Origin of the sequence: uncultured Winogradskyella sp. (genome assembly GCF_937958655.1) — a bacterium.
Taxonomy (GTDB): domain Bacteria; phylum Bacteroidota; class Bacteroidia; order Flavobacteriales; family Flavobacteriaceae; genus Winogradskyella.
In genome coordinates this window covers 60,397-82,981 of record NZ_CALGNH010000014.1, presented here as the reverse complement: position 1 = coordinate 82,981, position 22,585 = coordinate 60,397, and the positions used below count along the sequence as shown (strand labels likewise).

General features: G+C 32.8%; 20 protein-coding genes and 1 tRNA gene. 5 read left to right on the top strand and 16 right to left on the bottom strand.

The genetic code is table 11. The features are described from left to right. Window positions 1–2: 2 nt before the first annotated feature. The 10 genes from Q0800_RS03410 to Q0800_RS03365 form a co-directional block, all read right to left on the bottom strand. Window positions 3–929 carry a hypothetical protein gene (locus Q0800_RS03410; protein WP_299127622.1) on the bottom strand — a complete coding sequence of 309 codons (927 nt, stop codon included), beginning with the start codon at window positions 927–929 and terminating at the stop codon, window positions 3–5. Then, a complete protein-coding gene (locus Q0800_RS03405; RefSeq protein ID WP_299127620.1) occupies window positions 907–2,163 on the bottom strand; it encodes an oligosaccharide flippase family protein in 1,257 nt (418 codons plus the stop codon). Before Q0800_RS03405 ends, Q0800_RS03410 begins: the two co-directional genes overlap by 23 nt. An 88-nt stretch (window positions 2,164–2,251) precedes the next feature. After that, window positions 2,252–2,488, bottom strand: coding sequence for a hypothetical protein (locus Q0800_RS03400; protein ID WP_299127618.1), 237 nt, complete (start codon window positions 2,486–2,488; stop codon window positions 2,252–2,254). Window positions 2,489–2,566: 78 nt separating this feature from the next. Further along, complete coding sequence (locus Q0800_RS03395) at window positions 2,567–3,256, bottom strand: acylneuraminate cytidylyltransferase family protein (protein ID WP_299127616.1); 690 nt, start codon at window positions 3,254–3,256, stop codon at window positions 2,567–2,569. Window position 3,257: 1 nt separating this feature from the next. After that, window positions 3,258–4,304: a nucleotidyltransferase family protein gene (locus tag Q0800_RS03390; protein WP_299127614.1), complete on the bottom strand. Its 1,047-nt coding sequence runs from the start codon at window positions 4,302–4,304 to the stop codon at window positions 3,258–3,260. Further along, complete coding sequence (gene neuC, locus Q0800_RS03385) at window positions 4,291–5,400, bottom strand: UDP-N-acetylglucosamine 2-epimerase (protein ID WP_299127612.1); 1,110 nt, start codon at window positions 5,398–5,400, stop codon at window positions 4,291–4,293. The genes Q0800_RS03390 and neuC overlap by 14 nt, the downstream gene beginning before the upstream one ends. Then, window positions 5,397–6,419 carry an N-acetylneuraminate synthase gene (gene neuB / locus Q0800_RS03380; protein ID WP_299127610.1) on the bottom strand — a complete coding sequence of 341 codons (1,023 nt, stop codon included), beginning with the start codon at window positions 6,417–6,419 and terminating at the stop codon, window positions 5,397–5,399. Before neuB ends, neuC begins: the two co-directional genes overlap by 4 nt. 1 nt (window position 6,420) lies before the next feature. Continuing rightward, window positions 6,421–7,044: an acetyltransferase gene (locus tag Q0800_RS03375; protein ID WP_299127609.1), complete on the bottom strand. Its 624-nt coding sequence runs from the start codon at window positions 7,042–7,044 to the stop codon at window positions 6,421–6,423. Next, window positions 7,031–8,176 carry a LegC family aminotransferase gene (locus Q0800_RS03370; RefSeq protein WP_299127607.1) on the bottom strand — a complete coding sequence of 382 codons (1,146 nt, stop codon included), beginning with the start codon at window positions 8,174–8,176 and terminating at the stop codon, window positions 7,031–7,033. The genes Q0800_RS03375 and Q0800_RS03370 overlap by 14 nt, the downstream gene beginning before the upstream one ends. Then, a complete protein-coding gene (locus tag Q0800_RS03365) occupies window positions 8,176–9,360 on the bottom strand; it encodes a UDP-N-acetylglucosamine 4,6-dehydratase (RefSeq protein ID WP_299127606.1) in 1,185 nt (394 codons plus the stop codon). The genes Q0800_RS03370 and Q0800_RS03365 overlap by 1 nt, the downstream gene beginning before the upstream one ends. Before the next feature lie 248 nt (window positions 9,361–9,608). Between Q0800_RS03365 and Q0800_RS03360 the strand changes: the two genes are divergently transcribed. From Q0800_RS03360 to Q0800_RS03340, 5 genes are all read left to right on the top strand, one after another. Continuing rightward, the gene (locus tag Q0800_RS03360; RefSeq protein ID WP_299127604.1) at window positions 9,609–12,734 is read left to right on the top strand and encodes a lamin tail domain-containing protein; all 3,126 of its coding nucleotides are present in this window, start codon (window positions 9,609–9,611) and stop codon (window positions 12,732–12,734) included. A 170-nt stretch (window positions 12,735–12,904) separates the two neighbouring features. Next, on the top strand, window positions 12,905–13,066 hold the full coding sequence (locus tag Q0800_RS03355; RefSeq protein WP_299127602.1) for a hypothetical protein: 162 nt from the start codon (window positions 12,905–12,907) through the stop codon (window positions 13,064–13,066). Between the two features lie 11 nt (window positions 13,067–13,077). Then, window positions 13,078–14,223, top strand: a complete 1,146-nt coding sequence (locus Q0800_RS03350; protein WP_299127601.1) for a hypothetical protein — start codon at window positions 13,078–13,080, stop codon at window positions 14,221–14,223. Between the two features lie 30 nt (window positions 14,224–14,253). Continuing rightward, window positions 14,254–15,318 (top strand): nucleotidyltransferase family protein, encoded by a 1,065-nt coding sequence (locus Q0800_RS03345; protein WP_299127599.1) that lies wholly within the window; start codon window positions 14,254–14,256, stop codon window positions 15,316–15,318. A gap of 84 nt (window positions 15,319–15,402) precedes the next feature. Continuing rightward, a complete protein-coding gene (locus tag Q0800_RS03340) occupies window positions 15,403–15,969 on the top strand; it encodes a hypothetical protein (RefSeq protein ID WP_299127597.1) in 567 nt (188 codons plus the stop codon). A gap of 89 nt (window positions 15,970–16,058) precedes the next feature. Here Q0800_RS03340 and Q0800_RS03335 read toward each other — a convergent pair whose 3' ends face one another. The 6 genes from Q0800_RS03335 to ftsA form a co-directional block, all read right to left on the bottom strand. Next, complete coding sequence (locus tag Q0800_RS03335; RefSeq protein WP_299127596.1) at window positions 16,059–17,000, bottom strand: UDP-glucuronic acid decarboxylase family protein; 942 nt, start codon at window positions 16,998–17,000, stop codon at window positions 16,059–16,061. A gap of 51 nt (window positions 17,001–17,051) precedes the next feature. After that, window positions 17,052–17,858 carry a zinc-dependent peptidase gene (locus Q0800_RS03330; protein WP_299127594.1) on the bottom strand — a complete coding sequence of 269 codons (807 nt, stop codon included), beginning with the start codon at window positions 17,856–17,858 and terminating at the stop codon, window positions 17,052–17,054. 597 nt (window positions 17,859–18,455) lie between these two features. Next, window positions 18,456–18,529 (bottom strand) — tRNA-Arg (locus Q0800_RS03325). 28 nt (window positions 18,530–18,557) lie between these two features. Continuing rightward, on the bottom strand, window positions 18,558–19,007 hold the full coding sequence (locus tag Q0800_RS03320) for a GatB/YqeY domain-containing protein (RefSeq protein WP_299127591.1): 450 nt from the start codon (window positions 19,005–19,007) through the stop codon (window positions 18,558–18,560). A 144-nt stretch (window positions 19,008–19,151) separates the two neighbouring features. Further along, a complete protein-coding gene (gene ftsZ, locus Q0800_RS03315; protein WP_299127588.1) occupies window positions 19,152–21,092 on the bottom strand; it encodes a cell division protein FtsZ in 1,941 nt (646 codons plus the stop codon). 158 nt (window positions 21,093–21,250) lie between these two features. After that, window positions 21,251–22,585, bottom strand: coding sequence for a cell division protein FtsA (ftsA, locus tag Q0800_RS03310; protein WP_299127586.1), 1,335 nt, complete (start codon window positions 22,583–22,585; stop codon window positions 21,251–21,253).

The following is a 22,585-nucleotide window of genomic DNA, read 5'->3' as shown; positions in this document are numbered from 1 at the left end:
GTTTATAAATTGAAATTTTTTAACAATTCTGTAGAGATGGAAAAAGTATGACTTTGATTTACATTAATCTCTAAGTCTTTTACCTTGCGAAAAACTGTATCAATATCTCCTTCAGAATCTATCTTATAAATACCCTTAGCATCATATACCGCAAAATCTACGAGCTTATTTCTAATATGTTTTAATTGTATAAAAGGAACTCCGAGACTAAGATAAGGCAATATTAGTGTTGAGTAATACCCTATTACCGCTTTAGGTAATATAGAATCTTTTTCTACTGTTACATTTGAAAATTTTTGTTGTAAGGTTTCTAAGTAATTGCTTCTATCGCCTGGGTGCTTTTTAAGACTAATTTTTATATCCTTTTGACTTGAATAATCCCAAAATTGATTTAATAATACTTCTGATTTTTTATCATATTCAATCCTAGCGTTAGAGTGCTTTAACTGCTCTTTACTTAAAATTTGACCAATGAAAAGAAATGTATCGTTACGTCTTATTCCTTTAGAAATTTTTTCAATCTCATAATGCGGTATTATTTTATAATGATCAACGTCTCTGAAATATCTATTGATTTGCTGACGATCAAACTCTGAAAAACATAATAAAGTATTTAGTCTAGCATTTATTTTTTTTAAAGTATTAATAGAATCATCATCATAAGCAAACACACCGTGTTGCCAAAACAAAGTTTTTATGTTTAGTAAGTTACATAACTTAGTTAAATATATATTTTTGGTTGATAATTGTACAAAAACAACATATTGAGGTTTATTAAATATTACCCATAAATAGACAAACCATTTATTTTTTTTCTTTTCATAAGACTTAAATACGGCATTAAAACCGTTTTCTAGCCACCAAGTTTGCTCATTATAGTAGAAAGAAAAACGATATGCTTTTTCATCAACGAATAGTATTTTTTTCATTCATTTTTATGTTTCTTATTACAAATATTGATAATATTAATATTTGCAAACCTACACTTATTGCCCAATAAAATGCCGAATTTGCGTAGTTATAATCTTTTAAAAAAAACTTATTTAAAATAAAATTTGTTATTGCACCTAAGCTAATAGCATACAACATAATTTTAGTTTGTTTGGATACCAGCATGTATGTACTTAAAAAGCTAGCTATATTTATTAATAAAAAGCTAATTAAAAACCATATCACTAATTGTTCAAATTCAGGTTTATGACTCAGGCCTAAGTAACTAAAAAAAACAAAATCTCTAAAGATATATAAACATAAAAAAAACAATAAGCTTAAACCAATACAAATCGATAGACATTTTAAAAACAACACTTTAAACCCTTTAAAATCTTTATCAAATAATTTACTAAACTCTTTAAAATAGACAAATGTAAAAGGAAAGACTATTAATTTCATATACCCTGTATATTGTGCTAAAGCTGAATAATAACCTGTAGATTCACTACCAAAATAATCTGTAATAAAAAAACGATCACTAGATGATGTAATCCAACCAATAAGTGCTGTTGGGATAATTACTAGCGAGTATTTAAAAAACTTCTTAGAGGGTTGAGATAATTTGAATGACGCTTTTTGAAAAGTAAAAAAACCATTGACATGCTTAACTAAAAGCAAAAAATAAATAATTTGACATAGAACCATTACCAAAATATAGTAATAGCTAAATTCTTTAATAAAATATAAAACAGTTAATAATAAAACCGCCTCTAAACCAGTAAAAACAGCTCTATATTTCACAAGCTTTCCAATTTTAGATTGAGCCCTTAACACGCCTTGTAAGGTGTTATTAAGAGAAAAGAAGAGAATATAAAAAAATGATGAAAGTATCATCGCATTTGACTCGTAGGGTCCAAATATTAATTCCCTAACATCAACAAACAACATAGCAATAGTGTACATTGCACAAAAAAACAGTATTGCTACACGTTGGATTCCAAAAATCTCTCTTATGAGTTTACGATCCGCTAACTTATCTGAAAAACGCTGAACACCCATGCCAATTCCCATATCTAAAATAGGATACATAAGAGTAGCTATAAGTACAATTTGTACATATACACCATAGGAATCCACACCAAAACTTCTAATAAAAAAAGGGATTACCACAAGGGGTCTTATGAAGTCAAAAAGCTTAAAAACAGAGCCTTTTAGTAATAACTTAAACATCCTTTATTTTTTTAGCTGGCGTTCCACCTACAATACAATTATCATCAAAAGATTTATTTACAAAACTATTTGCTGCTACAACCACATTCTAACCTATTTTAATTTTACTTCCAGAAGGGTTTGCAGAAATATACGTCTGTTGACCTATATAAGTGCCCTTACCAATTTGTATGGTTCCCTCACTGGTAATAAATGTATTTCGCCAAAACGTAACAGATTTATGTATTTGGTATTTACTTTTTATTTTTTTTGTATAAATTGCTTTGTGACATTTAAACAAAACCTTATAAATAAAATCCCCAACAATAAAAACCAAATGCTTCATTTAAAAAATTTAGTAATCACAAAACTAAACAAATAAAGCAGTTAAAAAATTTTGATTAGTCCATCTTTTATTTAAATTTCAGAAAAGTAAATCTTTAGAAATCCCCTCCGCAATCCGCCAATCTAACATCGTATCAATATCATGAGAGCTCATTTCATCCATTTTATATTTAATCACCTTTTTAAATGCTGCAAAGGTTTTATTTTTTAAAGATTTTGGGTTAATTATATAAATGGCTCCATTGACTTCCCAGACTTTAGGTACATCTTGTCTTCTGGTACTATTAGATACTTTAGATTTTACTAAGAACCCCTTATCGTCCTCTTCCATCAATACATAATAAGGATTAGCTTTGGTCTCTTTTACAGATACCACCATATCCAGCTTTTCATTGTAAAGTACTAAGGCTTCTTTTATATGTTCTGCTGTTCTAAAGGGAGACGTTGGTTGCAAAAGCACAATAACATCTGGTGTTTTTTTATGCTGTGCTTCATGGTATTGGAGCGCATGCAACAAAACATCTCTGGAGGTTGCGGTATCAGTAGCGAGATGTGCTGGTCGTAAAAACGGTACTCTTAAGCCTAGAGATTCAACAGTACTTTTTATTATGTTATCATCAGTAGAAACACAAATTTCATTGTCCTTAAACACGTGTCTGGCGGCATCAATAGTATATTGTATTAGAGGCTTATCATTGAGTACTTTAATGTTTTTTCCTGGCACTCCTTTAGATCCTCCTCTGGCTGGTATGACAACTATCGGTTGCATATTAAAATTTTATAGTATTAATATCTCTTTGTGCTTTTTCAAAATCTTCGTGTTTACCTACATCTAACCAATACCCTATTAATGGAAATGAAATTACTTTTTTATGCATTTTTATAAGCTTTTCCATTAAATCTGTAGCATTAAAATGTGTGTTTTCTGGTATTAAATCTAAAACTTCTTTTTTCATTAAATAAATACCACCATTAGAATAATAGGTGTAGGTTGGTTTTTCTTTAAAATTGATGATTGTATTATCGGTGGTTTCTAAAACCGCATAAGGTACACTTACTGTATATGGTATGGTTACAACTGCTAAATCTGCATCATTATCTATGAAATCTAAATAAAAAGCTTCATAATCTAAATTGGTTAATATGTCTGAGTTAGACACCAATATATGATTATGCTTAAAATCTTTTATTTTAGACACTGATCCTATTGTACCTAATGGCTCATTTTCCCATACATAATTAAATAAACTATTTTTTTTACTTCCATCGCCAAAGTAATCTTCTATCTGTTCTCCTAAATATCTAATTGAAAACCAAAAATCGTCTATACCATAAAGCGCTAACCTATCTACGTTATGCTCCATAATAGATTTGTTACCAACTTTTAGAAGTGGCTTAGGTATGGTGTCGGTTAATGGTCTTAATCTTTGTCCTTTGCCACCTGCCATAATAACGGCATCTACAGGTAAATAAGAACGCATATTTCTAAAATTAACAACATTAATCACTTTATCGTCCTTATCTAAAACGGGTACTATCTTAAAATTTCGCTCTCTATAATCTATAATCTGGAGAATATCCCGTTTGTCCTTTCTAATAAACTTAGGATTGTCTTGTATAATTTTATCTACAGTATCTTCTAAATTTACACCTTTTATTAACCCTCTACGCACATCACCATCTGTTAATGATCCTATAAGCTTATCGTCTTCGTCTACTACAAAAACAACCGCATTAGCCGCTAAAACATCTAGTTTTGATAGGGCTTTACGTATTGTTGTTTTATGTAATACTAAATGTTCTCTATAGTTTATCATAGGTTTTAATCGTTTGGATTATACCTTCTGCGGTACCCGCTTTATAATACACATTTTCTCCTTTAAAAACAGGCAATTCCATAATAGTTTTCACTTTATTTACAATATGTTCCGCATTAAAATCTACATCAAAGGTATTTTCACTTTGTGCCCTTCCTTTTTGTCTTTTACCTACATTAACAACATATTTTTTGAATGAAGCTGCCTCAATGATGCCACTAGACGTATTACCTAAAAGCAATCTACAATAATGCATTGCTGTGAAATAATTTTGTTTCCCAAAATTTTCTACTAACACCACTTTATCTGGGACATGTTCTTTAAGTTTCATTAGCTCCTTTCTGTAAACACCACCTAAAGTATCTGCATTTGGCATGGTTACTACAATTTGTAACAGCACTGTTAATGCTTCTAATGCTAGTCTCATTTGCGAAGCAAACTCTCTATTACGCTCAACAGCCACAGTTTCTGGATGAAATGTTACTAAAGCAAAGGGCTGATCTTTAACATTAAAAGCACTAAATAATTCTTGTTTATCTAAAGGCTTAAACTTCTTTATACCGTCTAAACTTAAAGCGCCTACATTAAAAACCAAATTTGAATTTTCTGTGAGTTGCTCAACTTTAACTTTATACGCCAATGTGGCTACAAAATGTAACTTTGAAGCAAGCGTTAGTTGATGTCTATATATATTATCAATTGCCCCTAAAGTTGTTTCCCCACCATGGATATGCGCTAAAAATACACCATAAGGAATACTTGCTTGTACGGCAGCACTCATTTCAAACCTATCGCCAAGACAAAATACTAAATCATAGATATTTGCTTTCCAAAAAGCAGCAAACTTTAGTACCGTGTTGCCATAAGAGGCAGCAATACCATATTGACTATCATCATCTCCTAAGGAAGATACAGTATGTATAGTTTTAAACCCGTCATTTTTAATATGGTTTAAGGTATAACCATGTGACTCGGATAAGTGCGTCCCAAAGGCAATGATTTCTGTTTTAAAATAAGGGTCTATCTCTAATTTTCTTAGTAACGGCAGGTAAATACCATAATCTGCTCTAGAGCTTGTTAAAATGCCTATTTTCATATAAAATCTGACCACTTTAACTTATCAAACTTTTTAACTCCTTTATTTAGGGTTTTTCCTACAACCTCATCCCAATCCATGGGTGAAATACCATCTCCTGGTCGCAAGGCAGTAATATCTATATCCATAATTACATGTCCCTTTTTTAAATCTCTAGTACAATGTATGCTTTTTCGTGCTATTTTTATATTCTTTGTTTCACTTGGTGTTGGCGCCTTAATACCAGAGCCCGAAATGGCTTTTTCTATATTACGTATACTTTCTACCATGAGCTTAAGTTCTTTTGGATCTATAGATGCTGCATGGTCTGGTCCTGGCATAGTTTTATCTAGTGTAAAATGCTTTTCTATCACAGATGCACCCAAAGCAACTGCTGCAGTTGGTACTTCTATACCTAGCGTATGGTCAGAATACCCTACAGCAACAGAAAACGAATCTTTAATATGCAACATTGCTTTTAAATTAACATCAGTAAATGGTGTTGGGTACTCTGTATTACAATGCAAAATAGTAATGTTTCGCTTATCTATCTTATGCGATAAAAACACATCTAGTGCCGCTTTAACGTCTTGGAGTGTTGACATCCCTGTAGAAATAATAACTTTACTGAATAACTTTGCCGCTTTTTTAAGGTAAGGTAAATTAGTAATTTCGCCAGATGGAATTTTCACTATTTCTAAACCAATATCTTTAAGATACTTTAAGGACTCTAAATCAAAAGCTGTTGAAAAAAACTGAATGCCTTTGGCCTTACAATAGGCTATAAGCTGCTCATGGTCTTCAACAGACAACTCCAACTTTTTAAGCATTTGAAACTGAGACTCATTATCGTTAGCGGTGTTTTTTACTTGGTAATTCGCTTTTTTTGCCTTTTTTGAAACTAAATTCTCTGTCTTAAAAGACTGAAACTTTACATAATCTACACCAGCATCTACGGCTGCATCTATTAGCTTAAAGGCATTATCTAAACTTCCGTTATGGTTAACACCTGCCTCTGCTATTATTATAACTTTACTCATATTAAATAACTCTTGCTGGGTTCCCAACCACTTTAGTGTTATCTTCTATATCATTTAATACTACAGCGCTAGCACCAACTACAACATTTTTTCCAATCACAGTATTTTCTTTTACAACTGAATTTGCTCCTATAAATGAATTTTCACCAACGCTTACATTGCCTAATAAACAGGCACCTGGTGCAACGTGTACACCACTAGATATTTTGCAGTCATGCTCAATAATTGCACCTGTGTTTATGATGCAATAATCGCCAATTGATGCTAAAGTATTAACAACAGCATGCTTTGCTATAAAGTTACCTTTTCCAAGATTAATATGATTAGAAATATTAGCAGTAGGATCTATAACGTTTAGAATGGCTTTATGATGACTTAAGATAAGTTGTGCTACTTTTTTACGAATACTATTATCCCCAATACCGAGAATAAAATTTAAATTTTCATCCCAATATTTAAAATCACTATCGCCTTCAAAACCTATATATTCTAAATCAAAAATATTTAACTTAAGCGATTCTTTTTCCGTATAGTAACAAAGGTTCATAAGGCTAGCTTTAGCCGATTCGGCAACAACCACTCCATGTCCAGAATATCCAACGAGTACAATTTTAGGTTCTAACACTACTGGGTATATTTACAATTCGTTCTTCCAAAAATATAGCATTTTTTTGACTATCCCTTAGACAATCTTTAAACATTGGAAGCCTAAACATTAATTGCCATATTGGCCTTGTCATTACACCTTTAGAATTTGTATAGTCTAAAAAAGCATTCCGTTCTTTTTTGTTAGCCAGTTCTATACACATTAGCCAATAATTGGCTTTGGTGTTTTGTGTTTCGGTTCTAAATTTTATACCCATTGATTTAAAAAAATCCTCATAACGCATTGCAAGTCCTCTTTTTTCGCGGATAAAGCCATTGAGCTGTTCTAACTGAGCACATGCCAATGCTGCATTAATATTGGGCATTCTGTAATTATAGCCTAATTCATTATGAAAATATTCATAAGCATGTGGCTGTTTTGCCGTTGTGGTTAAGTACTTCCCTTTTTCAGCTAAGCGTTCATCTTTGGTAACTATAGCTCCACCACCTCCAGAGGTTGTTATTTTATTCCCATTAAAAGAAAAAACACCTAAATCACCAAAACTACCAAGAGGCTTATTCTTATAGGTACTCCCAAGTGCTTCCGCAGCATCTTCTACAATTTTTATACGCCATTTATTACAAACCTTAATAAGTGCATCTAAGTGTACTGAAAAACCAAAGGTATGCATTGGTAAACAAGCACTTATCTTTCTCCCTGTAACTTTATTATAACAGTCACCGTCTTTTAATTCTGCATTGTCCTCTAAGAAATTTGAAACCGCTTGTGGTGACAACCCCATAGTATCTAAATCGACGTCTAAAAAAACAGGATGTGCACCATTATAAGAAATAGCATTGGCTGTTGCAACAAAGGTAAGTGCTTGCGTTAAAACCTCATCGTTAGCCTCAACTCCTGCGAGTCTTAAAGCGACTTGAATCCCTGCCGTACCATTTACTACCGCAACTGCCCTTTCAGTATTGGTAATATCTGCTAAAATAGCCTCAAACTGATCTACATATTTACCCACACTAGATACAAAAGTAGAATCGATACAGGCTTCTAAATACTTTTTTTCATTACCCTTAAAACAAGGTTGATGCAAAGGAATAAAGTCTGAGGTGTTATATAATTTTTGTATTTGGCTAACTACGGCGTCAAAATTTTTCATTACATTTTACTATCTAAATATTTACCGGTTTCCATGTGGCCAAAATCAGGAATCATACTAAAAAACAAATCAACTAAATCCTTTTTAGACCAAGCGTTTTGCTTCATCATTTTTTTTACAGAATTTGAAAAATAATTTAATTTATCCTCATCATAAACAGGTTCATTTTTAATGACGCCTAAGCCCTTAAAGGTTTCTAAATCTAAGGTTTCTGACTCCGTATAAAACTCTTCATAACTTTTTTCTCCTGTGGTATCACTTTTTGTAAAAAGGCATGGCCACTTGTTTTCAGCAATTAAAGCACTAGTATTAGATCTTGCCTCTGCTTCTGTTTTACATAAAAAAGGTTGATAATTTAGTTTATTTAAATACTTAACTGCAATGTCTGCAAAAGAAATTAAATGTAAAGATTCATTTAGCTTTGGAAAAAAAACATCTCTATTCTCACCCAATAAACAAGATATTAGACAAAGTTCTCCTGCTTCTTGTGGTACAACAAAATAACGTTTAATATCATTAGGGGCAACTATGGGCTGTTGTTTTTGAATGCGTTGATTAAAGCCATAAAGTAATGACCCATCAGAAAAAGCCACATTAGCAAATCTTGCTGTAGAAATTGGTATTTTATGGCTTAACTTCATAAGATACATCTCCATTATTCGTTTAGATGCACCCATCATATTTACAGGATTAGCCGCCTTATCCGTAGATACACAAAAATATTTTTTCACCCCTTTTTCAATGGCCTGTTCAACAGTTTTTATGGTATTAAAAACATTTACATTTATCATACGCATAAGCGTATATGGATCTTTTTCGCTTCTCACATGTTTTAATGCAGATAGGTTAAGTATATAGTCATAATCGCCATCAGCATTAAAAAATGCATCATATTCTTTAGACCCTATATCTAAAGCATAGGTTTTAAAATCACCTGTTATATAACCAAAAGAGCTTCTTATATCTCTAACCAATTCTACCAAATTGTTTTCACTAATATCTACAACATGTAATTTTAATGGTAAACGCTTAAAAATTTCTTTTGTAACTGCCTGGCCTATAGAACCCGCGCCTCCTAAAACTAAAAATTTTGAATCCTTAACCTTAGTTGATAAAATATGTTCTTTTTGTTTAAAATCGTCTTCAAACAATTTTTTACGTCTACCTATAAGATCTAATAGCATATTCAAAAATATTTTTAGGATAAATTTGTATTTAACATTTTCTGCAAAAAAGGTTAAATAATAGCAACAAAGCTAAAAAAAATAAAGAGCTCAAAAATTTAGTTGAGTATTATTTTTAATAACTGCATAAACATTTCTTAACACCTCACAGAGACGACTTTTTATTTGTTTTACTATATTTAGTGTCCCTTATAGATTTTACCTTTTATTTAAATAGCTACAAATTGAATAATTCAATATTATAATAAATGAAACATTTTTACTTTTTCATCCTTACATTAGCATACACCAGTATTGGATCTGCACAAGTTTTTATTACTGAACTTGCGGATCCTAATAATAGTGCAGGATCTAGATATGTAGAACTATACAACGCTGGTGGTTCATCTATAGACCTTTCAACTTGGGCACTCAGAAGATGGACTAACGGAAACACGGCCCCTCAAAATGATGTCACCTTATCAGGCACAATAGCACCAGGTAATTTTATAATTTACGCAGCCAATAGCACAACGTTTTCAAATACGTTTTCTGATTTTTCTGGCACAGTAGTGCAATTAGGGAGTAACGGCCCAGCGGATAGTAATGGGGATGATAACATTGCCTTAATTGATAATACAGGGACCATTGTAGATATATTTGGAGTTCCTGGTGAAGATGGCGCAAACACTTGTCACGAATTCGAAGATGGAAGAGCAGAAAGAGTGGCTACAGTAACATCAGGAAATGGAACTTGGAATGAAGCCGAATGGAATGTTTGGGCAGACACAACCGTTGCAGGGTGCACTAACCATACAAATTCTGCTCAATCCGCACCTACTGATTTTGACCCAGGAGACTGGGTTGGTACTTCTGAACCTAGCACAGATACCATGGTACAATTCACCGCTACATCAATAACTATTTTAGAAGATGTTGGCAGCATTGATTTAACGTTTGAAATCACAAACGAAGACGTTATAAATGCTACTAGTTTTGACGTTGTTTTAACAACTGGTGATGCTACCGATATTAATGGATACACCACACAAACAGTAACATTCCCTGCAGCTTCGTCAATGAATGAAACGTTGACAGTTACAATTACTGATGATACCATTTTTGAAGGAGACGAAACCTTAACGTTTAATATTACAAGTGTTACAGGTGGAAATAACGCTACCATAGGCTCGCAATCTACGTTTGATTTAACTATAGAAGACAATGAATCTAGTCCTGCTATTACAATTGTTATTGAAGATTTTGATGGCACATTTCCAAACTGGAATAATGATATAGAGTCGCAACGCTTTGTTGATCCGTCGACACCAAATGAAGGATTATTTATTCAAGCAGCTTCAAGTAATAATGTCAATTTTTCTGGCAATACAGCATTTGGTAGAGATTTAGCTGGGGAAAATGGTGAACCAACATTATCACCTTATACGTTCACTTTTAACGACGTTGATGTTTCAGACTACACCTCTATCACGGTTAGCTTTGACTACCATACCTTTGCTAATGCAGAAACAGGAGATTATGAAATTATAATTGATGGAATAGGACAAGGATCAGTAGAATATTTTAACGATCCGGATACCGCACCTGGTGTAAATGGCACTATTACGGTTGCTGTTGCTGACGGAACTTCTACTGTTGGATTACAATTAACCGGCACGCTTAATGGAGGTAGTGATATTATAGAGTTCGACAATTTTAAAATAGAAGGTATCTATAATGGTTATGCGTACTCTGGTGGTTCGTGGTATCCTGCAGAGCCTGATGCTACAACAGGAGCATCCAACGCGATTGTTGCTGATGGCGTAGTAATTTTAAACACAGATGTAAACCTTAATGATGTTATTGTTAACCCTGGAGCAGCCGTCATAGTTGCATCTGGAAGCACTTTAACCGTAAACAATATCACTTTAGAATCTACATCGAGATCATTTTCTAGTTTAATAACGGATGGTAATATTATTGGTACGACAAATTATAATCGCTTTGTTAACGTTGTAGGCACAGGCCCTACTGGTAATGGAGGTAATGATTTAATTTCGTTACCATTATTCCCATCTGGTGGTCTTACATTTGATACATTTTTAGCCACTGGCAATCCTGCCAACGCAAGTAAATTAGCGTCACAAACAACTATAGTCACTACTTACGCTTTTGGCCCTTATGAGAATAATGCGCTACTGGCCGACTATCAAAATTATGACTCTAACAGCACAGAAAATCTTTTAATTGCTAAAGGATATAGAGCGGCTACAACTATAGGTGAAACTCTGACGTTTACAGGTGAGGTACTTCAAACAAATAAGTCTATTATGCTTACAAAACCTTTAGTTGGTGGATCTCAATGGAATTTAATTGGAAATCCTTTTGCCAGTTATGTAGATGCCCAAGCTTGGCTAGATTTTAATGATGCTATTTTAGACCCGAGTGCAATGGCGATTTATGCATATAATAGTGGTACTTACAGCGGATCTGGAGATACCACTGGCAATTTTACAATTATCAATAATACATCAAACAATACTTTAAACATTGCTCCGGGTCAAGCCTTTTTTGTAGCAGCAGGGACAGCCAATGCTATGGGAGATGCTGGCGATGTATTATTTTCAACAGGAAGCACAGGTTTCCCGGCTGATATGAGGACAACTTCTGGCACTGATGATTTTATTGAAGGAAGGGCTAACATTGTTAATTACAATCTAAAACTAGCGCTTACAAAGGGTACAAATACCGAAAGAACTAGCTTTTATTTTAATGATAACTCTACCCTTGGTTTAGACCCAAGATATGATGCTGCTACCCTTGACGAGTTTAGCGATACTTACAGTATTTATTCTCATTTAGTTGAAAATAATGAAGGTAGAAACATGGCTATACAGTCTTTGAGCACGGAGGATCTAAATAATATTTCTATTCCTTTAGGAATTAATAGTCTTCAAGGGGAAGAATTAACATTTAGTATTGCCTGCACTTCACTTCCAAACGCTATTGATGTATATCTTGAAGATACCGAAGCTAATACAATTACGTTATTAAATTCTAATGACTATATCACCACACCAATTACAGATTTGAGTGGTACAGGACGATTTTTTATAAGATTTTCTAACACAACATTATCTAGGCCTGAAAATCTTTTAAATAACCTCAATATCTTCACGGACACTACTAACAAAACCATTATAATCTCCGGTGAGTTGTATAACGACACAGACTTAAACCTCTACGATATACAAGGAAGATTAATTAAAACTAATGTTTTAAACCAAAGTAAACGCAAACATATTATAGACGTAAGCAACTTAACACAAGGGATTTACGTTATAGAATTAAAAAATATTAATTTTAAAATCGCTCAAAAAATAATTTTAAAATAAAAGATTTAGACGTTAGATTTATAGTTTAAAAAACTATAATGTTAAAATATTCGTATATAAAATTGAATATTAAACCTAGTTTACCATACCAGCATTGAAAAAGCGAGTACCTTTTTAACCCAATAAGTGAATTATTTTATTATTTTTGAAGCCAAATCAAGCCCAAAACTATGAAAAAAGACAATAACACCTATAAAATTACACGCAAAGACGCCATTAAAAAAATGGGAAAATATGCCGCTATAACGGCTGTTGGTACATTTTTAATTTTAAATCCTCAAACATCTCAGGCTCAGTCTATTCCAGATCCAGGAGGTAATCCTCTAGATTAATAATTTAAAAATTGGACACCAAACTTTCCCCAACATATCAAAAACAATTTGGTAAGTTTTGGGTTTTGTGGTTCTCGTATTCTAATGTCTATAGTGTTGTTGATAACGATTTTAAAAGTGTTTTAGACCTCTATTTAGCGTCTAAATCATTAGCAGCCTTTAAGGGTAATTTAGAAAATACGTATAGCAGTAACCAACAAGCTTCTATTGCAAATAATCTATCTTTATATCTTAGAAATTGTAATATAAAAGCGGATATAGAGCATTTAGAATCTCTGCATAAATTTAACCCTACTCAGCGTCAAATATTGAAGCATTACCGAGCAGGAACAAATACCTTTTCTATTTATTTTGGATCAGAATCCATTAAAAATATTATACATCCGCAAATTGCACATTTAGAGACTACTCTAAAACATAAATCCACTACCATTTTTGATGTTTATCTTAAAGATGATGAACTAGTGCTCTTTAAAAACCAAATATTACTGAAGGCGGCTAAAAAACAGAACTTTCATTTTATTCAAGGCAAATTTTTTATGCATCTTTTATGTTTAGTGCATCAAAAAAAGGAAACAGACTGGATTGGCACATTTCACGGATCAGCAATTTCTGATGGACACAATGCTATACTCTGTGTTGGTAAATCTGGAAAAGGTAAAAGCACCTTATGTACCTTAATGGCACAAAAAGGGTTCACAATAGTTGCTGACGATGTTTCGCCTATACTTTCTAAAGACCGACACATCTATAGTAATCCGTCCGCGACCTCTATAAAACATGGTGCATTTAAAGCTTTAAAAGCCTATGTTCCTAATTTAGAAAACTTAACCACTACAACCCTTAACGCCTCAAAAGGTGCTATAAAATATATTCCACCTACAATTACAAACCCAAGTAGCTACCCATGTAAAGCAATTGTTATGGTTAACTACAAAGAAGGATCTACAACACAATTAAAAAAAGTCTCTATTAAAAAAGTTATGGAAACCCTTATACCAGATTCTTGGATCTCTCATAATGAAACACATGCCGAGCAACTTTTAAATTGGCTCTCAACGTTAACATTTTACGAGTTAACCTACAGTGATACCGAAAGTGTAACAACTAAAATAAAATCGTTATTTGCTGACCTAAAAAATCATCAAATAAATTAGTATATTACTGTTTTCCAGATTAATCTTTCTATGCGTAATTTAACTGAGACATATCAAAATATAGCGGACATACTCAGTTTTAAAAAAAATAATAGCGACTTAGAATCTCATCTAAAAAGTCCTTTAATAGACTGGGACGCCATTGTAATACAAGGAAGCAAACACTTAGTGTTACCCGCCATATATTGTAGACTTTTAGTTAAAAAACTAACACACGTATTACCTAGTGAATTAAATACTTATCTAAAAGAGATAACAGAACTTAACAGAAATAGAAATGAATTAATATTAAAACAAATATTAAGTTTATCTCAACTATTAAATGAACATAAAATTAATTATGTTTTTCTAAAAGGATCAGCATTATTAATAAGTAATCTGTATACCGATAAAGGCGAACGTATGATTGGAGATATAGATATACTTATACCTAAACAACAACTCAACCAGGCTTTTAAATTACTAAAAAACCACAGTTATACACCAGCGGAACATACGCTGGGCGATGATTTTTTTGAACATAAACATTTACCAAGACTTAAAACCAATAAATTTATTTGTGCCGTAGAATTACATCGTAAATTATTTATGGATTATGCGGATGATGACTTAAGAAGCACTAACATTTTTAAAGAAAAACAGACACAACATAATATATGTATACCATCGTTTAATCATTTACTAAAACATAATATTCTAAACTTTCAAGTTAATGATAATGGTAATTTATATAACAACATTAATTTTAGATCAGCATACGACACTATTTTGTTGATAAAAACAAAAGGACTAAAGCCCTTATGGTATAATGAAAAAATAATTAAAGATTACAATACAATAATTAATTTATTTTTTGCAGATACTAACGGTCAAATAATTGATAATCAGTTATTTGCTAAAAAATTTTATTTATATAAACTCAAACACCCAAGATTTTATAAGATTTGGAATAGAATTATTACTTTAAAATACAATTTAAAGCTGATCTTAAATCGCATCAAATTTTTCTGTACAAACAACGCATACAGAAAAGCTATAATAAAAGATAGAAAACGCATTACCAAGCGTTTAACCTTATTATTAAAAGGATCTTAACATAGAATTTGTTAAACTTAATAAGTTTAACTTATAATTTGTTTTATAAAGCATAAAGTTTAACTTTGATAAAATTATTTTAACATGAATAAAACAACTCTATTATTAATATTAATCTTTGTGAGTTCTTTTTCTTTTGCGCAAAGAAGCGATAAGGACTGGTTTGCCAGTGTAGGTCTTAACTCTATAAATAGTCTTGGAACGAGATCACCTTTTAATAGCCCAGGAGATTGGGCAAATGGCTTGCCTTTATCTTTAGGAGTAGAACTCATTTGGGATTCTGGTTTATCTATTGAACAAGCGTTCACATTAAATAAATTTCCTGAAGGAAATACCATTGACGGTGTTACTCTGAAAGAAGATTTTACGTATACATCCTTTGATACACACGTTAAGTATTATTTTGGTAAACATATCTTACCAGACGTTGAATGGCTTGAGATTTATGCCAATTCTGGTCTTGGTCTTTTTTCAGTAGATGAAGTTAATTTATCATTTAACCTTGGTGGTGGAGTACTTGTTTGGTTTAATAGAAGAAAAACACTTGGAGCAAGATTACAGACCATAGGTAAATTTGCCTTTAATCATAAGGATAGCGGTTTTGATAATAACCACTTTCAATCTCACTTACAATTAATATTTGCTTTGTAGATTGTGACCAACTATATTATTAAATAAAAAAAGCCTCATAAAATATGAGGCTTTTTTTATTTTGAAGTCTTTTACAAGAGCAAATAAATTTATTCTGATAACAATTGATCAAAGTATTTAATAGTATGCTTAAGTCCTTCTTTTAAATGTACTTTAGGTTCCCAGCCATTAAGCTCCTTTTTAGCTAGACTAATATCTGGCTTACGCTGCATAGGATCGTCTTGAGGTAAAGGTAAATACGTTAACTTAGATTTAGAATTTGTTAATTCTATTACCTCTTGCGCTAGTTGTAACATGGTAAACTCTACTGGATTACCAATATTTACCGGACCAACAAAGCCATCTCTACTATTCATCATACGGCAAGTACCTTCCACCAAATCATCTACATACTGAAAACTTCGTGTCTGTTTTCCATCACCAAAGATGGTAATATCATCGCCTTTTAGTGCTTGGACTATAAAATTAGACACTACTCTACCATCTTGAGGGTGCATGCGTGGTCCGTAGGTATTAAATATTCTTATAATCTTTATCTTAACCTTATTCTCTTTATGATAATCCATAAACAATGTTTCTGCACAGCGTTTACCTTCATCATAACAAGACCTTTGACCTATTGGGTTTACATTTCCCCAGTAACTTTCTTTCTGTGGGTGTACATTAGGATCTCCATAAACCTCGCTCGTAGACGCTTGTAATATTTTAGCTTTAACACGCTTAGCCAAACCTAACATATTAATAGCTCCCATTACAGAAGTTTTAACGGTTTTAATAGGGTTATATTGATAATGAACAGGTGAAGCAGGGCAAGCTAAATTATAAATCTCATCAACTTCTACCATATACGGATTTGTAATATCATGCCTTACCAACTCAAAGTAGTTATGATCCATTAAGTGCTCTATGTTCCTTTTTGCACCAGTAAAATAATTATCTAAACAGATAACTTCATTACCTTCATTTAATAAACGTTCGCATAAATGTGACCCTACAAAACCAGCACCACCTGTAACCAATATTTTTTTCATATAAGTATTTAATTTAAAAGGATTTAAAAATAATATTTTATTTATTCTTAACTAGTAATTCGCAAAATTAAAATTGAGCATACCTTTCATATAGCGATAGAGTTCTGGGAATTGATATCTAAAATGCTCTGGCGTCTCCATAAAATTTTCTAATAATACTGCAAAGAATTCATAGTGGTTTGTAAAAGCATATTCCCTAAAATAACGAGATTCAATTAATTTAAATCTTACTGTTTTGTGTTCGTTAAGATATGTAGTTATGTTCCCAAAACCATTATTAAAAATCTGGCTGCTAATATCGCTATTTTTAAAGGCATTTAAATGAATAGCATGTCCAAACTCATGAATTCCTAGATTTAGATTATCATCTCCCACTTTATAGCCATGTTCAAAATCTTCCCACGAAAACACAATGGTCTTCAATCTCGGATTTATTTCCCCTTTATGATAGGTCTCGTTAATTTGAGAGTAGTACATTTTTGGATAAACTATTATGTTTTCAAATAAATGAAGCTTATAATTCCTAAAGCCAAAGGTTAGCATTACTGCAGTGGCAGAAATTAACGTCTTCATATCATCAGTTATCTTTAAACCTTCTCTTCCAATAAACGTTTTTGAATTTATAAATGCGACCATTCTATGCTGAAAAATAGTTTTATCTCTGTGGTCTAGTTGATTGTAAAATAAAAATTTGCGTTCAAGGATGAGGCGTTGGCTTTTAGGCAGTGTTTTCTTAAAAAGAATAAAAGTTCTAAAAAAAGGACTGTTGAATTTTAGTGCATATTGCTGCTCAATAAACACATAAAATCTGCTAAGGATTACTAAGGTCATACCCACAAAAAAGACAACTAAAAACATAAACTTTAGGGTTAGGTTCTTTATAGGTGATTAGGTTTATTAACGATAAATTATAGACATCTTAAATATGTGCCGAATATACTGAAATAGAGTTATAATTTAAATTAACCCTTAAGTTTTGATAGGCATTATTATCCATTTCAAAAATATTAAAGCGATGAGAATTATTAAACCTAAAAGCCAAACCCTTTAAAACTGCGTGAGCTCAATTTTATGGGGTTGGACTTTTTATTAATTTAAATCTATAAAGGATTTAAACTTTATACTAAATAAATCTGCTAATTAACAAAATACAAAAGGAAAATATCATCTAAATACCCTTTTGGATTGCTTTTGCACCCCTCAAAGCACCCCTTTTAAAAAGAAAAAACCGCTAACAAAATTTTGAGTAAATTAAATTTAGCTTTCAGTTTTTACATTTATTTGTGACCATAACAAGACAAAGTTTCAACCTTTTAAGTGAGGATATTTTATTGATACAAACTATCACAAACAGAATTAGCTTCGCGCATCCTTCAGAGCTCCGTTCTAAAAATAGAAAAAGGTTAAAAAAATCTGAGTAAACTCAATTTCTTTTAACCTTTTTCTATTTATTCGTGACCTCGAAGGGATTCGAACCCCCAACCCTCAGAGCCGAAATCTGATATTCTATCCAGTTGAACTACGAGGCCATAATTACCTGCTAGACCAAGTATCTATTTAAGATAACTTAGTTTTTACAATTGTTGAAATTGTTTTCCCATCTGCTTGCCCAGCTAATTTTTTAGATAAAATACCCATAACCTTACCCATATCTTTCATGCCTTGTGCTCCAACCTCATCAATAGTCATAATAACGACTTTCTCTATTTCTTCTTCGCTTAGGGCTTCTGGTAAAAACTGACTGATAACTTCGGCCTGGTCTATTTCTGGTAGTGCTAAATCTTTACGATCTTGTTCTAAGAATATTGCCGCACTATCTTTGCGTTGCTTTACCATTTTTGATAAAATCTTTATCTCCTGTTCTTCCGTTAATTCTTCACCAGAACCAGACGCTGTTTTTGCTAACAATATTTCAGATTTAACCGCTCTAAGTGCCGCTAAAGCAGTTTGGTCTTTTTCTTTCATTGCTTTTTTCATAGCAACCATAACATCATCTTGTAAACTCATATTCCTTAAATTTTACGGACAGCGAATATACTAAAAAAGTTAGTTTTGATTTTGATAACTCACAACAAAAAACCCAAAACATTGAGGGAATGCCTTGGGTTGTAGACCTTGGTATTATATATTATAATACTTAACTTAAACTTATTAATCTACGTTATCGTGTAAGAATGAATTATTACTTCTCAATTGAATATCGTCGTTATCATCTGTACCGACAGACATCCTAGAAGCATTAGTTTCTGAAGAATGCTGTGCATCTTCTAAGTTAACACCTTGTCTTTTATAAGCAGGCTCTTTTTCTATTTCGTCAATCTTTGCTGTATTAAACTTATAATTAAAGTCTTTCATATGTTTTCTTCGCTCATCAGCACGTGCCTTTATAAGCTCAGAAATTGGACTATTCATTGGGTCAATCTCTTCCTCTAAGGTTTCTTCGACGTCTTCAACAGGTAAAACTTTCTTCTCAAAAACTATTTCTTCTTTAACCTCTATACCTTCCGCTTTTGTATTCATTGAAGATTCATAGGTTTCAAAATCGTCTTCTAAAGCATAACGCTTCTCACCTTCTTCATTAACTTCGGTTACTGAAATAATTTCTACTGGCTCATTGACCTCAAGGTTCTTTATATCTTCATCTAAACTAAAAAACATTTTTTCTTCATCAGCCTCTGGTTCTTCAATTTTTTCTGGCTCATTATTAGACAATGGCAAATCAAAAGTTAATGTAATTTGTTCTTCTTCTGGCTCAATCTCAATAGCCTCAGCCTTATTTTCTATTGGTGTAATGATAAATTCCTCTGGCTCAACTTTTGTAATTTGGGGTTCGGATTTTGTATCTAATACCTCATCATATACTACACTCATATTTTTAAGTAAATCGGTTGTAGGAATGATATCCATACTCGTATTTACTTTTGGCTCAATATCGTCCTCATCAATCAATACATGCTTTACAATTGGTGTTTCTTTTTGTTCTTCTAAAACGATATCTGGTGTTATAATTGCTGGCTCTCTTTCTTGAGTACTCACTTCCTCAACCACCTCTTCTTCTAAGGCGTGTATTACTTTTTTGGCTTCTGTATTAGAAATTTCATTTTGCTGGTCTATATCAAAACCTGTAGCTATAATGGTTACAGCAATAGATTCTTGTAAAGCTTCATCCTCACCAACTCCCATTATAATATTGGCACCATGACCTGCTTCACTTTGTATGTGGTCATTAATTTCACCAATTTCATCGATAGTAATTTCTTGTGAACCAGAAACGATAAGCAACAATACGTTTTTGGCACCTGTTATTTTATTATCATTAAGTAATGGTGAATCTAAAGCTTTCATTATAGCTTCTTGCGCTCTGGTTTGTCCAGATGCTGTAGCTGAACCCATAATGGCTGTTCCACTATTACTTAAAACTGTTTTTGCATCGCGTAAATCAATGTTTTGTGTGTAATGATGTGTAATTACCTCTGCAATTCCTCTTGAAGCTGTAGATAATACCTCATCTGCTTTAGAGAAACCAGCTTTAAAGCCTAAATTTCCATAAACTTCTCGTAGTTTGTTATTATTAATAACAACCAACGAATCTACATGAACTCGCAATTTTTCGATACCACGTTGCGCTTGTTCGTTACGCATCTTACCTTCAAATTGAAAAGGCATTGTTACAATGCCAACGGTAAGTATATCTAATTCTTTTGCCATTTTTGCAATGATAGGTGCCGCACCTGTACCAGTACCTCCACCCATACCAGCAGTGATAAATACCATCTTTGTATTGGTATCTAACATTCTGCGAATATCTTCTAAACTTTCTACAGCAGCCTGCTCACCAACATCTGGGTTTGCACCTGCACCTAATCCTTCGGTTAAGTTAACACCTAATTGTATTTTATTAGGAACACCACTATTCTGTAAGGCTTGAGCATCTGTGTTACAAATCACAAAATCAACACCTTTTATGCCTTGCTGAAACATGTGATTAATGGCATTGCTACCACCACCACCGACACCAATAACCTTAATAACGTTAGATTGATGCTTAGGCAAATCAAATGAAATGTTTCCAAATTCGTTGCTATTACTCATATTTTTTGAGATTATGGGATTTTATATATTTTAAACTTTACTTTATTTTTAATACATGATGATTATTTAAGTCATCATGCTTTATTTTTCAATTGCACTCGCCTCAGCGCTGGCTCTTCGTTAAAATTGTCCACCGGACAATTTCTTTACACTTAGCCCTATTCTGCGTTATCTAAAAACTCTTTTACACGCTCGGTTAATTTGTCTAAAAATGAACGACGTTCTTTTACAGGTGGCTCAACAACAACCTCTTGCTGTGCCTCAGTAATATTTTGCTCTACACCTGCCAAAGTTTGTACCGCTTCTTCATCTTCCTCAGCCTTTTTACGGTCTTGACGCTTTAAGCCATCCATCACCAAACCAACAGCAGTTGCAAATAATGGACTTGCAATATCTTCGTCGCTATCACCAGCCAAATGTTCATTAGGATACCCAATTCTGGTATCCATACCTGTTATATATTCAACTAACTGCTTGAGGTGTTTTAATTGACTTCCACCTCCAGTTAAAACAATACCAGCAATTAGTTTTTTCTTTTGTTCTTCGTGTCCATAGTTTTTTATCTCTACATAGACTTGCTCAATAATTTCTACAACTCTTGCATGAATGATTTTAGACAAGTTCTTTAATGTAATTTCTTTTGGTTCTCTTCCTCTTAAACCCGGAATAGAAACAATTTCGTTATCCTTATTTTCACCTGGCCATGCAGAACCAAACTTCATTTTTAAAAGTTCAGCTTGTTTTTCAATTATTGAACAACCTTCTTTTATGTCTTCTGTAATGACATTGCCGCCAAAAGGTATAACTGCAGTATGGCGAATAATACCATCTTTAAATACGGCTAAATCTGTAGTTCCACCACCTATATCTATTAAGGCTACACCAGCTTCTTTTTCCTCTTGGCTTAACACAGCATTTGCAGATGCTAAAGGCTCTAGCGTAATGCCTTCTAACTCCAAACCTGCGCTCTTAACACAACGTCCAATATTTCTTATAGAAGAGACTTGCCCAACGACTACATGAAAATTAGCTTCTAATCTTCCACCATACATGCCTATAGGCTCTTTGATTTCGGCTTGGCCATCTACTTTAAATTCTTGAGGTAAAACGTGAATAATCTCTTCACCAGGAAGCATCACTAATTTATGTACTTGGTTAATTAAACGGTCTATATCAGTCTCGTCAATAACCAATTCTGAATTTGGTCTGGTAATATAATCACTATGCTGTAAGCTGCGAATATGTTGACCTGCAATACCAACTGTAACATCTTTAATCTTTTCAGAAGCTGCAGCTTCTGCTTCCTGAACCGCTTGCTGAATGGATTGTATGGTCTGTGTAATATTATTTACAACTCCACGATGCACTCCCATACTTTTAGACTTGCCTACACCGAGAATTTCTAATTTTCCATAGTCATTTTTGCGACCAATCATGGCCACAATTTTTGTGGTTCCTATATCTAAACCTACCGAAATATTGTGCTTGTCCAT

What these genes read in the sequence shown, in the direction of transcription:
- Q0800_RS03370 (WP_299127607.1), bottom strand. Translation starts at nt 8,176, where the DNA reads ATGAAAAATTTTGACGCCGTAGTTAGCCAAATACAAAAATTATATAAC.
- Q0800_RS03400 (WP_299127618.1), bottom strand. Translation starts at nt 2,488, where the DNA reads ATGAAGCATTTGGTTTTTATTGTTGGGGATTTTATTTATAAGGTTTTG.
- Q0800_RS03405 (WP_299127620.1), bottom strand. Translation starts at nt 2,163, where the DNA reads ATGTTTAAGTTATTACTAAAAGGCTCTGTTTTTAAGCTTTTTGACTTC.
- Q0800_RS03320 (WP_299127591.1), bottom strand. Translation starts at nt 19,007, where the DNA reads ATGAGTTTACAAGATGATGTTATGGTTGCTATGAAAAAAGCAATGAAA.
- ftsA (WP_299127586.1), bottom strand. Translation starts at nt 22,585, where the DNA reads ATGGACAAGCACAATATTTCGGTAGGTTTAGATATAGGAACCACAAAA.
- neuB (WP_299127610.1), bottom strand. Translation starts at nt 6,419, where the DNA reads ATGAGTAAAGTTATAATAATAGCAGAGGCAGGTGTTAACCATAACGGA.
- Q0800_RS03410 (WP_299127622.1), bottom strand. Translation starts at nt 929, where the DNA reads ATGAAAAAAATACTATTCGTTGATGAAAAAGCATATCGTTTTTCTTTC.
- Q0800_RS03335 (WP_299127596.1), bottom strand. Translation starts at nt 17,000, where the DNA reads ATGAAAAAAATATTGGTTACAGGTGGTGCTGGTTTTGTAGGGTCACAT.
- Q0800_RS03355 (WP_299127602.1), top strand. Translation starts at nt 12,905, where the DNA reads ATGAAAAAAGACAATAACACCTATAAAATTACACGCAAAGACGCCATT.
- Q0800_RS03345 (WP_299127599.1), top strand. Translation starts at nt 14,254, where the DNA reads ATGCGTAATTTAACTGAGACATATCAAAATATAGCGGACATACTCAGT.
- neuC (WP_299127612.1), bottom strand. Translation starts at nt 5,400, where the DNA reads ATGAAAATAGGCATTTTAACAAGCTCTAGAGCAGATTATGGTATTTAC.
- ftsZ (WP_299127588.1), bottom strand. Translation starts at nt 21,092, where the DNA reads ATGAGTAATAGCAACGAATTTGGAAACATTTCATTTGATTTGCCTAAG.
- Q0800_RS03395 (WP_299127616.1), bottom strand. Translation starts at nt 3,256, where the DNA reads ATGCAACCGATAGTTGTCATACCAGCCAGAGGAGGATCTAAAGGAGTG.
- Q0800_RS03390 (WP_299127614.1), bottom strand. Translation starts at nt 4,304, where the DNA reads ATGATAAACTATAGAGAACATTTAGTATTACATAAAACAACAATACGT.
- Q0800_RS03340 (WP_299127597.1), top strand. Translation starts at nt 15,403, where the DNA reads ATGAATAAAACAACTCTATTATTAATATTAATCTTTGTGAGTTCTTTT.
- Q0800_RS03360 (WP_299127604.1), top strand. Translation starts at nt 9,609, where the DNA reads ATGAAACATTTTTACTTTTTCATCCTTACATTAGCATACACCAGTATT.
- Q0800_RS03365 (WP_299127606.1), bottom strand. Translation starts at nt 9,360, where the DNA reads ATGCTATTAGATCTTATAGGTAGACGTAAAAAATTGTTTGAAGACGAT.
- Q0800_RS03330 (WP_299127594.1), bottom strand. Translation starts at nt 17,858, where the DNA reads ATGTTTTTAGTTGTCTTTTTTGTGGGTATGACCTTAGTAATCCTTAGC.